Origin of the sequence: Enterobacter sp. GD03975, from assembly GCF_029838645.1 — a bacterium.
Lineage (GTDB): Bacteria > Pseudomonadota > Gammaproteobacteria > Enterobacterales > Enterobacteriaceae > Enterobacter > Enterobacter quasihormaechei.
Map to the genome: position 1 here is coordinate 88,954 of NZ_JAOBZC010000003.1, position 11,986 is coordinate 100,939.

14 protein-coding genes and 2 pseudogenes are annotated in these 11,986 nt (G+C 49.2%); 6 read left to right on the forward strand and 10 right to left on the reverse strand.

The features are described from left to right. Positions 1-372: 372 nt before the first annotated feature. From N5C09_RS06670 to N5C09_RS06700, 6 genes are all read right to left on the reverse strand, one after another. The gene (locus tag N5C09_RS06670; RefSeq protein ID WP_063448880.1) at positions 373-1,206 is read right to left on the reverse strand and encodes an antitermination protein; all 834 of its coding nucleotides are present in this window, start codon (positions 1,204-1,206) and stop codon (positions 373-375) included. After that, the gene (gene rusA, locus N5C09_RS06675; protein ID WP_063449446.1) at positions 1,203-1,565 is read right to left on the reverse strand and encodes a crossover junction endodeoxyribonuclease RusA; all 363 of its coding nucleotides are present in this window, start codon (positions 1,563-1,565) and stop codon (positions 1,203-1,205) included. The genes N5C09_RS06670 and rusA overlap by 4 nt, the downstream gene beginning before the upstream one ends. Before the next feature lie 2 nt (positions 1,566-1,567). Then, positions 1,568-1,774, reverse strand: coding sequence for a hypothetical protein (locus tag N5C09_RS06680; RefSeq protein ID WP_074160880.1), 207 nt, complete (start codon positions 1,772-1,774; stop codon positions 1,568-1,570). Then, a complete protein-coding gene (locus N5C09_RS06685; RefSeq protein WP_063448881.1) occupies positions 1,774-2,376 on the reverse strand; it encodes a DUF1367 family protein in 603 nt (200 codons plus the stop codon). The genes N5C09_RS06680 and N5C09_RS06685 overlap by 1 nt, the downstream gene beginning before the upstream one ends. Before the next feature lie 388 nt (positions 2,377-2,764). Continuing rightward, positions 2,765-2,989, reverse strand: coding sequence for a DinI-like family protein (locus N5C09_RS06695; RefSeq protein WP_063448882.1), 225 nt, complete (start codon positions 2,987-2,989; stop codon positions 2,765-2,767). Positions 2,990-3,357: 368 nt separating this feature from the next. Next, positions 3,358-3,807, reverse strand: a complete 450-nt coding sequence (locus tag N5C09_RS06700; protein ID WP_063448883.1) for a VOC family protein — start codon at positions 3,805-3,807, stop codon at positions 3,358-3,360. 487 nt (positions 3,808-4,294) lie between these two features. Between N5C09_RS06700 and N5C09_RS06705 the strand changes: the two genes are divergently transcribed. The 3 genes and pseudogenes from N5C09_RS06705 (at position 4,295) to N5C09_RS06715 (ending at position 8,136) form a co-directional block, all read left to right on the forward strand. Further along, entirely contained in the window at positions 4,295-5,476 is a 1,182-nt protein-coding gene (locus N5C09_RS06705; protein ID WP_063448884.1) for a diguanylate phosphodiesterase, read from the forward strand. Between the two features lie 1,043 nt (positions 5,477-6,519). After that, a pseudogene (locus N5C09_RS06710) lies at positions 6,520-7,715 on the forward strand (MFS transporter). 67 nt (positions 7,716-7,782) lie between these two features. Next, positions 7,783-8,136: a DUF1304 domain-containing protein gene (locus N5C09_RS06715; protein ID WP_063448886.1), complete on the forward strand. Its 354-nt coding sequence runs from the start codon at positions 7,783-7,785 to the stop codon at positions 8,134-8,136. A 193-nt stretch (positions 8,137-8,329) separates the two neighbouring features. Here the strand turns inward: N5C09_RS06715 and N5C09_RS06720 are convergent, their stop codons facing one another. From N5C09_RS06720 to N5C09_RS06735, 4 genes are all read right to left on the reverse strand, one after another. After that, positions 8,330-9,016 carry a replication protein P gene (locus tag N5C09_RS06720; protein ID WP_063448887.1) on the reverse strand — a complete coding sequence of 229 codons (687 nt, stop codon included), beginning with the start codon at positions 9,014-9,016 and terminating at the stop codon, positions 8,330-8,332. Next, positions 9,013-9,930: a replication protein gene (locus tag N5C09_RS06725; protein ID WP_063448888.1), complete on the reverse strand. Its 918-nt coding sequence runs from the start codon at positions 9,928-9,930 to the stop codon at positions 9,013-9,015. The genes N5C09_RS06720 and N5C09_RS06725 overlap by 4 nt, the downstream gene beginning before the upstream one ends. An 84-nt stretch (positions 9,931-10,014) precedes the next feature. After that, positions 10,015-10,566, reverse strand: coding sequence for a toxin YdaT family protein (locus N5C09_RS06730; protein WP_063448889.1), 552 nt, complete (start codon positions 10,564-10,566; stop codon positions 10,015-10,017). Positions 10,567-10,568: 2 nt separating this feature from the next. Then, positions 10,569-10,796: a YdaS family helix-turn-helix protein gene (locus N5C09_RS06735; protein WP_022651300.1), complete on the reverse strand. Its 228-nt coding sequence runs from the start codon at positions 10,794-10,796 to the stop codon at positions 10,569-10,571. Between the two features lie 99 nt (positions 10,797-10,895). Here N5C09_RS06735 and N5C09_RS06740 point away from each other — a divergent pair, with 99 nt between their 5' ends. The 3 genes and pseudogenes from N5C09_RS06740 to N5C09_RS06750 all read left to right on the forward strand — a co-directional run bounded on the left by N5C09_RS06740 (position 10,896) and on the right by N5C09_RS06750 (position 11,966). Beyond that, complete coding sequence (locus N5C09_RS06740; protein WP_063448890.1) at positions 10,896-11,288, forward strand: helix-turn-helix domain-containing protein; 393 nt, start codon at positions 10,896-10,898, stop codon at positions 11,286-11,288. A gap of 365 nt (positions 11,289-11,653) precedes the next feature. Beyond that, positions 11,654-11,809: pseudogene (locus N5C09_RS06745) on the forward strand (hypothetical protein); the annotation flags it as partial. After that, positions 11,802-11,966: a YdaE family protein gene (locus N5C09_RS06750; protein WP_023296471.1), complete on the forward strand. Its 165-nt coding sequence runs from the start codon at positions 11,802-11,804 to the stop codon at positions 11,964-11,966. The pseudogene N5C09_RS06745 and the gene N5C09_RS06750, both read left to right, overlap by 8 nt. Positions 11,967-11,986: the final 20 nt, after the last annotated feature.

The window sequence follows — 11,986 nt, forward strand, 5'->3', positions numbered from 1 at the left end:
CCTTCTAGAGTGAGCTGTTTGTGCAAGAGGTAGGTCATAAAGCAAAAAAGCTGCCTTTGGGCAGCCTAAAGATAAAGAAATTAAAGTTGTGGTGCCGGGTGCCTCCCGGTGACTCTGCGCTAGACCACAGAACCGCGTTCCATAAACCCGACTGGTTTTGCCTAGCCGCCCCACCGCTTAGGGGGATTCACCACCTGAGCACTTTACGCGGCATAACGCTTAAAAGATACATTTTATTTACTATTTACAAAGAAACAAAAATCCCGCCGTAGCGAGGTTCAGAATTTTTAACTATGGATATATAAAGCCCATCGTTAGACTAAAATTACCACAGTTTAGGGAAAAGTAAATAGCTCACGATAAATTCACGCCCTATTTTGTTATCTTCTTGAACTGCGCATCAGCCCAAGCCTCTTCTATGTCAAACTTGGTGATTAGATGATCGTAAAATGGTTTAACAGACTTCTTCCAGGAATCGAGGCTGATTGCATCAGTTATCTGACACACCGCTGCGTATGCCTCGGTAGATGGGATTCGTTCATATCCACGGCCACTACAGCGTTTGCAATCAGCCAGAACCGGGATGCCCTGGTGTTCTGTAAGAGCCTGATTGATGGCTTTCCCGCGTCCATGGCAATCTCTACAGGCACAACTTACAACCTTCTTACCCTTACACTGAGGGCAGAGAACGCGAGCTATCTCCCTGACATGTCTGCGTACCTCGTATTCAGAAGGTCGAATATTTTCGACGCCCATATTCAGGGACAACCTCACGAACTTCTTCTCTTTTGCCGGAGTGTGAGACTTCGTGCTGAAAACCTCCGCATCAACAAACCCTTCCCCATTGCAGCCATCGCACTGCTTCACGCTGGCGGCGCTGCGGGAATAGTCCTCGAACGCGATGGTGGCCAGCTGGTGCATCACCATCGGTTTAATCTCTGCATCAAGCTTCCGCAATGCCGCAACCCGGTCACATTTGGTCAGCGCGTACTGGGCCAACAATTCAATTGCCCTCTCCCGGTCATTATTGCTGATCCCCATCTTCCCGAGAAAAGCGCTATAACCCATGGCGGCCCGTTCCTGCGTCATGCCTATAGCGGCCATAATATCCGTTCCGGTTAATGAGTCTGACGCAGTAGCACGCGGAGAGTCGCTAATCATTGTCGATTTGGCGAAGTGGTATTTGAGGGTATTTTTAAGATTCATGCGGTCTCCAGCTCGGTAATGGTGAGTTCTAATTTCCCGCCCTTAACGACAGGCATCTTCACAACGCGATAGTCGACTACCTGGCAGTCATCCAGCCAGAATTCCGCCTTGGTTAAAGCGTCGAATGCAGCTTTTTGGAGGTTATCCAGATCGCGGCGCCGGCGGTCGGGCATATGACATTCAATTCGGATTTTGAGTGGTGCGGCCGTCCGGATATTAAGCCGGGCGCTTCGAATGGCACTGGCAACCGCGTAGCGATACGCGACGCCTTCAGCGCTAATGTGCGTGCGCCCGCGGTTGTGCCGGTAATACCGGTTGTTGCTCGGCGGCCAGGGCAAAGTGAATTGATATGTCTTCACATTCACCCCCACATCCGGTTTCGCCAGCGTATATCCGGGCGTGCTGGTGTATTTGAGGTCGGAAGGAATGCACTGACAGTCCAGGTCACGTAATCCTGGTTAAGGCTGCGCTCCACTCTCACACCGCGCGCTCTGTAACGCTTAACCAGTTCGTCGGCCTGTTCGGTGCTGCATTCGGTATGATGGAACCAAGAATGTTGCATGCCCATCACCCCGCAAAGCCAAGCAGCTGCGCGGCGACATTTTCGGCCTCATCGCGACTGCGGAATGAACGAGACAGGACCCAGCGCCAAAGAACATCGAGCGCAGCTTTATAAAGTTGCTGGAACTCGAGTTCGTCCATGTTGGCGAATGAGATGCTACGTGGATGCTTTTTTAGTGTGCCGTCAGGTAGCTGAATAGCATCAAAGTGCCCTGCCTCGACGATTACCCATGAGCGGTAAGCATCGAAGGATTTGCACAAGCTAATGCCATTTGTGACGCGCCGGTAAGCAACCTGCTCAAGATACTTCTCGGCAGCGTCGATCAGCGCGCCCTCATTCCCGCCATACGAAGCCAGGAACTTGGCGTAGCCGGTTATCAGCTTCCGCTCGTTACTCGAGATAGCCCCGCCGGCTGGTTCCCAGTATTCAAAACCGAGGCTGAGAAGCGCGAAAAAGCGCCGGTGAAATACAGGGTTTCGTACCCGCCTGAACTCGGCAACAAGAACATCGCCAAGACGGGTTTTGGTTTGCAGGATATCGCTGGTCTCGGGCGTAGCCGGGATCAGTATTCCTGAGTGGTGTTTTATAAGTTGTAATTCTAGCGCCATGGTTATCTCCGTGGCGCATCAGGTATAGGTTGTTCAGGCCTATGAAAGAATAATATCAGACGGTGGTGTAACTCGGTACCCCAGTCGTTTTGCAAATTGCATAAACCCGTTGAGAGTAAAGATTTTTTCCTCGTCGAGTAACGGTCGTAATGAAACTATTCCATTTACTCGATAAACCAGATATCTCCCTTCCGCCGGGAAGCTATAAATAACTGCTTTATCGGCCCTTCTGACCACGTCGTACCATTGATCATCTGCATTAAAGGCTTCTGCACTACACACTATTTCCCCCAGAGCGACGTATTGACGCAATAAACAGTAACCGGGAACAGCCAGGGGAACGCAAACAGCGATACTCTTTGAAACTGCTCCAGTGAAATTCACGCGATTAATAAAACCACTCGTCCGCGCTTTTCCAGTTCTTCTGCACGTTGTGTTCGACCTCTTTCTTGTCGCCCCCGAAATCAGCCAACCCATCATTGCCGGCACGCTTAATCGTAAGCTGGTAATCATCGAACTGCTTACTGAGTCTTTCGAGCAGTTTTGACTCAAGTGCAGGTATAGCCCTATCAGGAAGTTTCTTCATGCGATCAATGGATAACTCGATTTTCATTTTCCCCTCCGCAATGAACAACTGTATGCATATACAGTGCATTTATAAACGTATCTCACGGATTTTGCAACGATTAATGAGTGTTAGGACGACGGAGCGCTTGCAGGCTTGTAGGTATCTGTTTTATGGACGATATAGTAGGAATCTCGGATTTGGCCGTCAAAAATCAATAGTTATGTTGAATAGCTTTAAGTGGAGTTTTGTGCAGTTTCGCTACAAGATTTTGGTTTTGAGGTGAAATTAATAGAATGAAAATTCGGAAAGGCTATTATGGAGCTTGCTGTTATTGAGAAAAAAATTAGTCAGCAAGCTCTGAAACGACATGAAGCATTACCAAAGCGTAATGTGATCCAACCGATTATCGAAATTCACTGAGATGCAGGCACTCTATCATCCTGACGTAAAGCCTCGATCCCGACTTTCTGACCATAAGAAAGTTCAAGTGTATTGCCATCAGGATCAGCGAAGAAGACATAATAACCTACCGGTTCGCCTGCCTGAGCCGGTTCTTTTCGCAAGATGCCCTCCATTCTAGCCATCGCTACCTTATTGTCGATTTCTTCAATGCTTGAACAAGCTACTCCCAAGTGACCAAAATTACCTAAAGGGGTGTCAGTCACAGCATCAACCTGGACAAGGACAAGCGCAAAAGGGCGAGCTCGGTCACTTAACCACGCGACTTTACGTGCCTCCGGAAGATCAGGCTCTCGCCTATGTACGACTTCCATACCAGCATAACGGCTGTAGAAATCAATACTTTTTTCCAAATCTCTAACAACAAACGCAACGTGCGTAAAACCGACATCAATCTCTTTCATTAGGCTAATCCTTTGACTATATCGAGAATCGCCATCTTAAAAACTCAAGCTAACTTGAGGTCAAGTGCCTTTCATTCAATGCTTTTGCTGGATTTCTTGCACGTATCGTTCAATGTCGTTCAGGGTTGCAGCCTATGCTAACTAGCTCCAGCAAAATGAAGATAAGGCCCGCTACGCAAAGAAGAAGAGATAAAGTTAAAGCCACAATGAAAACCATTAGAACCTCCATGTGATAATTTTTACTATCACAATCTTAGAATCAATTTTTACTTTGTCACGTGTGCATACCAAGCAAATTTACGTTGCAGAATCGTGCATTTCTTGCAGGATTAAACCACATTAATTTACTGGTTTTTTTGTGAAGCATTTTACTCTTCATGGACAATTTTAACGGTACCGTACTCGAATTTGTAAATTTTTCAGTTAAATAGCCCAAACTGATCTTTCTTATGCTACTTTAGAAGAAAATCCTTTAAAGTGTGCAACTATGCTTACCACTCTCATCTATCGAAGCCACCTGCGAGCTGATACACCAATTCAATCCATTATTGACATGGTCAGTGAAGCAAATTCCCGAAATGAATGTGCGGGGGTAACTGGTGTTTTACTTTTCAATGGGATTCATTTCTTACAGCTTCTGGAAGGTGATGAAGCAGCTGTAATGCAAATCTATGAAAAGATTTGCCTGGATACACTTCACTTCAACATTGTAGAACTCTTATCCGATTATGCCCCCTATCGACGATTTGGCCGCTCAGGCATGGAATTAATTGATATAAGACTATTCAGTAAAGAAGAGTGTCTGGACAGGGTTCTTCAACGTGGAACAACCCAACATAAAATGCTTTACAACGACAGAGCCTTAAGGTTTTTCCGTACATTTATAGATTCTGCTGAGACAGATAGCTATTATGAACTTCCTGATAGGTTCAGTTGGTTTTTTTCATCCGATCAAATAGATGTATCATCAGTTGATCCCGCCATTATCGAAGATATGTATGCAGTTATAGACCCTCTCGCTGCCCAGATCCATTCTTTTGTCTTGAATGCTAAATCAGATAATGACGTTATAAAAGCCAATAATTTACTTTTTGATTTGGAATCGAAGAAAGATTTGTTAAAAATTGCAGGGGGTTTCATTACCTCTTCACAACGAGTATCAATAACACTCTTGCCTTTAACCTTACTGAGGGTACCGAATGCGATTGAGATTTTGCTCGATTACATCAGAGAAAGTAACTTACACCCAGAACAAGTTATAGTTGAGTTTTCTGAGAGCGAAATAATCCCTGAAATTGATGAGTTCGCGCATTCCGTGCAGATTCTCAAAAGCTGCGGTTTAAGTGTTGCTATTAATGACTTTGGTGTGGGAAATGCAGGTTTATTGTTTCTTTCGAAATTTCAGCCTGAGAAGCTCAAAATACACCCTCAACTAATCCATAATATACATAAGGACGGCTCTAAGCAGGCGATACTGCAAAGTTTAATACGTTGCGGCGAACTTTTAGAGATAAGGATTTGTGCAACAGGTGTCGAACAACCAGAAGAATGGATGTGGCTAGAATCCGCTGGTATATTTTGCTTCCAGGGCAATCTTTTTTCAAAATATGATAAAAATGGATATTTGAAGATCTTCTGGCCAGAATCTAATGAATTCATAGAATGTTAAAAAAAACTTGTAGACTTATTACTTTTTCATAGGCTTAACGCAGTCATAATCGATGGGTGTCAAGCTGGAAGCGGATAAACTAATATATAGTGAAAAGTCAGCGGGCCCGGCGGATGCACAAGCAATGCTTCAGTACTCAGCTAAAATGCGGTAAACGGCGCAGGCTTAGATATTTGGCCTCAATTTCGTTTACGAAGAACCAGTTCATCCCTATACCCTCCTACCAGTTTTCATCCAGTCATATTTGGCTTTTATAGCTCAGCTGGTACCGACCGGTAAGCGATACTTGGGCAGCAAACGCTGCCGCGCCTATACAGTATTGGCTTACCTTTTATCTGAAGTGCTCACGCTTTCATCCTCTTTCCCCTTGCGATGTTAATTCTCTCAACGCATTCTCTTAATGCTTTGACTTGCTCCGAAGATAGCTCAGATTCATCAATTGTGGCTAGAAGTGCGTTGAGGGAGCGCTCAATATCGTTTTTAGTCAATCGTAAACAGATAACCTTAACCCAACGTGGCGAGAACTTGCTGAGGCCGATTGCTCTTGTAATGCGCTGTTTCATGAGATGCCTCTTTACCGCCAGTGGTGGCGATTTGTAACTCGGTTATAACACACGTGAAGAAGACTTATGTGACTATTTCGCCTTAGAAATTTCTAAGGGTCGTTTAGCCAGGGTAACCGGGCTTTCAGTGAACATCTAAATTGGTTTTCCAGCATGTCACAAAAGCGCCTCGTCATTACCCGAAGCGGCTTATCACGCGAAGGTAGTTTTTACGGTCATACACAGGCTGGAATGTCAGCTTTGTGCCAGTAGCGAAAGTAGTTAACAACCATCAGTGTTGTTTAACGGGGAAAGGATCACTACAACCTCTCAAATAAAGCGTTGCTCGATGCAGGTTTATTGACGTCGGGCACAACCGCTTGCCCGTTTCATTTGGTTATTTTTATCTTGCTAGCCTTTTTTCAATACTGCCATAATGCATTGATAACAATATAATAACATCATCTCGGGTCACCACCTTTTGCAGGGAGAAGAATGAAGATGTTGCGATCGCTACAGGCGCTCTGCCTGATGAGCTTTTTTCTGGCGGATGTGCGCGATGGGCTCGGCCCCTTTCTCGGCATTTATCTCACTGAACAGCACTGGCGACCGGATGATATTGGATTTGTGATGACCGCAGGCGGGATTGCGGCGCTGCTGGCGACGGTACCCGCAGGGATTATGATCGATGCCACGCGCAAAAAGCGCCTGCTGCTGCTCGCCTGCTGCGCGCTGGTCACGCTGGCGACGCTCATGCTCTGGTACAGCACCCGTTACAGCATTGCGATGTTTTCGCAGATTGTGTCCGGGCTGGTCGCCGCGCTGATTGGCCCGTTGGTAGCGGGGATCACGCTGGGCCTGACCGGCCAGCGCGGCTTCACGCGGCAGATGGGCCGCAACGAGGCGTTCAACCACGGCGGCAATATGCTGGCGGCCGTGCTGGCAGGCGGCGCGATGTGGCTGTGGGGCATCGGCGCTGTCTTTGTCATGATGACGGGCATGGCGGTTTTCACCGCGCTTAGCGTACTGGCGATCCGCGAGCAGGATATTGATCATGACGCGGCGCGCGGCCTTGAAACCGGCGATAAGGCGCAGGTGGTGCCGCAGCTGTCAGTGCTGATGCGTCATCCTGTGTTGCTGACGACCGGGATCACGCTGCTGCTGTTTCACCTCGGAAACGCTGCGCTGCTGCCAATGCTCAGCATGCGCGTGGCTGCTACCGGCAGCAGCCTGTGGAGCCCTGGAATCTACGCGGCGACGACGGTAGTGATTTCGCAATGCGTGATGATCCCGGTCGCCCTTCTGACCTCCGCGCAGGCGCAGCGCTATGGCTACCGGCGGCTTATTCTGATTGCGCTTATTGTGCTGCCGGTGCGCGCCGCCCTGGCCGCCAGTTTTGCCGGGCCGTTATCCGTTATTCCGGTGCAAATTCTGGATGGCGTTGCCGCTGGGATCCTGGGCGTGGCGGTGCCGGGCTATATTGTTAACGCGCTACGCGGGTCCGGGCACATCAACGCGGGGCAGAGCGTGATTATGCTGATGCAGGGCGCGGGTGCCGCGTTTAGCCCGGCGCTGGCGGGCAGCATCGTCGCGCATTCGTCATGGCGCATGGCATTTGCGACGCTTGGGGGGGGGGGGCGCTTGCGGCATTAATTGTCTGGTGGCGCGCGGCCGGACGGGTATCGGCTACGGCATAATGACCGCCGCAAACCAGCTGCTCAGTATATACTGTTGATATTGCGTTCTTCTTTGTGAGAATGGCTCATGATCGCTTCCGTTCTTATCGCGCTTGTCGCCGTCATACACATACATATTCTCGTGCTTGAGATATTTTTGTGGGACACGAAAACAGGCCGCAAGGCTTTTAATCTCAGCGCTGATTTCGCCCGAGACAGCCGGGTGCTAGCCGCCAATCAGGGGCTGTATAACGGTTTTTTAGCGGCGGGATTGTTCTGGGGGCTGTGGCTGGGCGACGGTGGTCTCCAGTTTAAATTGTTTTTTCTAGTATGCGTGCTGATTGCGGGTCTGTTTGGCGCAATCACCGCCAGCAGGATAATTCTTTATGTGCAGGTGCTGCCCGCACTGCTGGCGTTAATTGCGCTGTGGATGGGACTATAACGGCGCAGGCCGCGCATGTGCCTCATTCAATAATACTTACCTGCGACTGGCTGTTCTACCAGGAGAACAGCACGAGATGCCAGAGCCTTGGCTCTTTGCGGGAAGGGTCGATTAATCTGACGTGTTCCCTGATAATTCACACAGAAGGCTGTTAGCAATGTCCGTTCCTCGCTCAAAGCAGACCATTTAATCCCTACGCCCTCCCATCGGCTTTCATCCGCTCATACTTGGCTTTGAGCAACTCAGCTGGCGTTGGCCCCTTCTGCGTCAGTGGCGCAGCCAGAGCCCGTCGAACAGGCGGAATCGGCTTCCCAGCCAGCACCCGCTTTTCCCACTTATCCAGAATATCTCCGGCTTCACGCTCGAGCTCTTTATGACTGAGTTGCCCATCAGTTCCGCGGCGCCGTAGTTCGAGGCAAATGTGGTAATAAACCGGCTTAGGCCACGGATACAGCTCGCTGCTCGGGTACCGGAACACCAGCTTACGCCACTTCCAGTATTCAGCCATGACGTCACCGGTGGTGATTCCCAGCACGCAGCGCCCTTCCCTGCACCACTTGATGAACTGGCCAGGTGGCGGCAGGAATGGACGCTCCTGACGACGCACCATGCGCATGCCTGCTTCAACCTGCTCCATTGTGGTTATCCCGTTTTCTTTGAACGCCAGCACCCATTGCCGGCGAATCTCGTTCACGTCTTCCTGGCTGCGATTAACCAGGCTTGCCGGGAACGCGGCGGCCAGCTGTACGAATAGCCCATTGATAATCTGCGCCACCTGCTGCGTTTGTTCGCGCTCGGTGTACTGCTCAGGCAAGTTATGGGCCACACGGCGAGCCTGTTCCCTGTCAAAATTGCGAATGCTCTCGGCAAGGTTTTTCATTCCAGTACCCCGTCAATCCAGTCGGTGTTATGCAGGTCGATACCGCTCCGGAAAGGTTTTACCGCCCCGGTTGCGCGCAGCCGTTTGGTGGTGAGCTGATCCCACTGTTTGCGCAGACTCGAAGGGCTCAGGATGTTGTCTTTCCAGAACTCGTCCCTGTTGGCCCACTGGAACAAATCGCAGATTTCGTAGTGCGTGCGCTTGTCCTGGACGCGCATCAGCCTGATGGTGTTTGCCCATTCAGCCCAGTTTGGTTCGGATAGCGAAGCGTTGACGGTGAGAAGCCTGTCGTAAATCCAGCGAGCGGCCTTGAGGTCGTCAGCGGATCCCCATGATTTACCTGCCGGGGTGTATATCCCGGCGGCAGCTTCTGGATGGCGCGAGAGAAACTTTTGAGTTTTCTGGTTTCGGGATTCGTCAGAATTCCGAGACGAGGATCTTTTAATATTGTTCTTGTTATAGTCTTGGGTGTCTACCGTTTCCGGGAAGGTTTTTCCCGTTTTCGGTAACACTTTTCCCGATTTCGGGAAGACTTTTCCCGTTTTCGGTTTGTCTAAAATCCAGGCGGAAAGGTCAGTATTTATACCGACCGTTTTCATCACACCCTGCTTCTGACTGAAGATAATTTTGCGTTCAGCAAGTGATTTGAGCGCATCCGAAACGTGGGAATCACTCAGCCCTGTAAGTTCGGCTATCACCGTGTTCGTCACACGGTCCTGCTTCTTGTTCCAGCCGTAGGTAAGCCAGATCACTGCTTCAAAACACTGCCACTCCCGGCCTGACATTCTCAGACGAGGCTTGAGCTGTTGGATCTCGTTAGCGACCTTGGTATACCCGTTCGACAGGTCGGCCATACGACCTCCCGGTTGTTCGGTTCTGTGGGGGAAATTGATAATTTCAGCTGTGTTTGACATACTTAGCTCCGCAATTACACTCCGTTTTTGCACCTGAAAGCCGTTGGTGTTCGAGCACCGCGGCTTTCGCCTTTTCTGAAGTCTTCACATTGCCCCCAGCATGGTTGTGACCATCGCCAGCAGCGGCGCTGTAAGGTCAGGATCGACTCTGAACATTTCGAAAATCCCCTCGCCTAACTCCCTCAGCTTTTCCTTCTTCGGTGCATCGAGCATCAAAGCTTGCTTCGCCTCACTCACCTCTTTTTCCAACCTGGCCATGCGGTAGGCAAACGAGTCGTTTTTAACGACACGGTCGCGGTATCGAAGCGGTAAGACAGACATGATCGCGGGCACGAGTTGTTCGACGTTCTTTCGGTACGAAGCGGAATCTTCTTTGTTGTCGAGCCAGCGGAACAGCTTCACGTTCCAGACATCTGCCTGGCCAGAGAAATCCACGCCATCAAGTTGGAGTTCTTCCGCCGCTTCTTGGATTTGAAGCGCAACAGCTACGCGCCCTTCTGCCGCAGCCCACGCCCGGACAGCAGAACAAATATCTCGATGATCAACATCCTGCGCTGCCGGTTCGCTTTGATGACACTGGAATATCAGTGAATTAGACGAAGCTCTGCTACTCTGTTGAAATGAAACAGTTTGCATTGTTAGGGCTCCTGTTTAGGTAAACCGTCTGTTGGGTTTGGGTAGAGATCTGGGCGCAACTCGTGCGGAGTTACGCCGGTAACCCCATAAATTTGCAGAACTCGATCTGCCGGGACGACGCCCTGATATCGATTTCGCCAATGACTAACAGTCATGGCGCTTACGGTTAGCAGTTGCGCTAAGCGCGTAGCAGTTCCTGCTTTGGTAATTGCTTTATCAATTGCTTTCATAAATAGCTCCTGTAATAACCACGCAATTAAACATATTGTTTATGTTAGTGTCAACATTTTGAATATTGAGCTAATAAACATTTGGTTTAGAATTCGTCCATGAAAAAAAAAACTCATCAGATTAACCACCCACAAGTTCAGCGGCTTAACGAGATTCTTGAGCTCAAGAAGTTGACCAAATCAGACATGGCCCGTATTTGTGGCGTCAGTGCTCAGTCGGTCAATAACTGGTTCGTACGTGGGACGATTGGTAAAAGCTCAGCGATTAAGCTGGCGGATGCGCTTGGGGTGAGCCTTGAGTGGCTGCTTGGCCAAGATGTTGGCGAGAAAGATGGACTGAAGCCGGACGAACAACGCCTGCTGGAACTTTACCGTCAGCTTCCCGAAGAAGAACAACAGAACATGCTTCGCATCTTCGCGCTTCGCCTGAAAGAGCTAGACGAACTATATGATAAGTATATGAAAGGCCGGATTCGTTCGCAGGATGATTGAGTAATCCTTTCAGCAATGATTCGTAAAGATCTACTATAAGAAATGGCCATAAAGTGGCCTTTTTTTATGCCCCTCTAATAACTAGCACATCCCTTGTACTAAGCGCCCATTTCCCGGACTTCCAGCCTGTATCATTCCGTCGAATTTTTTGCCTCCAAAGAACAAAATTTCACTCTCAATAAGCACCGAATAAACATTTTGTTTATTTAAAATTACTCATTTTGTTGACCTGCACTTAAACTTTGTGTTTAATCTAACTCATCAAGACGCATCACGTTCCACCAAGGCAGGATGCCCACGAAGTAGCCGCCGACGGCATATGAACAGTCGGATGAGGTGGAGAGATTAAAGCGCATCAGGTGTAAACGTTCCGCTGGCCGGCGTTAAGGCAAACGAGGGTGAGAATGATTGATTTCGCACGCAAACCAGGACGGCAACAGGCTGTAAAGCTGAACTTCTTCGAAGTGATTCTTCGCCGCTTATGCTACCTGCTGGCGCAAAAGGGGGATCCAGATGTGTAACTCGACGAAATGCGGGTACTGCGGCAAGCCGGTTGAACCGGAGGAAGTAGTTAAAAGCACCCTTCTCTATCGCAACGGCTCACAGCTGGCGCGCAAAGAAAAAGAATACTGCTCTGAACGTTGTGCTTCGTACGACCAGATGGCCCACGAGGCATAACGTAAAAGCCGCGCAAGGCG

Coding starts and splice junctions, on each gene's coding strand:
- N5C09_RS06670 (WP_063448880.1), bottom strand. CDS start 1,206: ATGAATCTTAAAAATACCCTCAAATACCACTTCGCCAAATCGACAATG.
- N5C09_RS06680 (WP_074160880.1), bottom strand. CDS start 1,774: ATGGGCATGCAACATTCTTGGTTCCATCATACCGAATGCAGCACCGAA.
- N5C09_RS06685 (WP_063448881.1), bottom strand. CDS start 2,376: ATGGCGCTAGAATTACAACTTATAAAACACCACTCAGGAATACTGATC.
- N5C09_RS06695 (WP_063448882.1), bottom strand. CDS start 2,989: ATGAAAATCGAGTTATCCATTGATCGCATGAAGAAACTTCCTGATAGG.
- N5C09_RS06700 (WP_063448883.1), bottom strand. CDS start 3,807: ATGAAAGAGATTGATGTCGGTTTTACGCACGTTGCGTTTGTTGTTAGA.
- N5C09_RS06705 (WP_063448884.1), top strand. CDS start 4,295: ATGCTTACCACTCTCATCTATCGAAGCCACCTGCGAGCTGATACACCA.
- N5C09_RS06715 (WP_063448886.1), top strand. CDS start 7,783: ATGATCGCTTCCGTTCTTATCGCGCTTGTCGCCGTCATACACATACAT.
- N5C09_RS06720 (WP_063448887.1), bottom strand. CDS start 9,016: ATGAAAAACCTTGCCGAGAGCATTCGCAATTTTGACAGGGAACAGGCT.
- N5C09_RS06725 (WP_063448888.1), bottom strand. CDS start 9,930: ATGTCAAACACAGCTGAAATTATCAATTTCCCCCACAGAACCGAACAA.
- N5C09_RS06730 (WP_063448889.1), bottom strand. CDS start 10,566: ATGCAAACTGTTTCATTTCAACAGAGTAGCAGAGCTTCGTCTAATTCA.
- N5C09_RS06735 (WP_022651300.1), bottom strand. CDS start 10,796: ATGAAAGCAATTGATAAAGCAATTACCAAAGCAGGAACTGCTACGCGC.
- N5C09_RS06740 (WP_063448890.1), top strand. CDS start 10,896: ATGAAAAAAAAAACTCATCAGATTAACCACCCACAAGTTCAGCGGCTT.
- N5C09_RS06750 (WP_023296471.1), top strand. CDS start 11,802: ATGTGTAACTCGACGAAATGCGGGTACTGCGGCAAGCCGGTTGAACCG.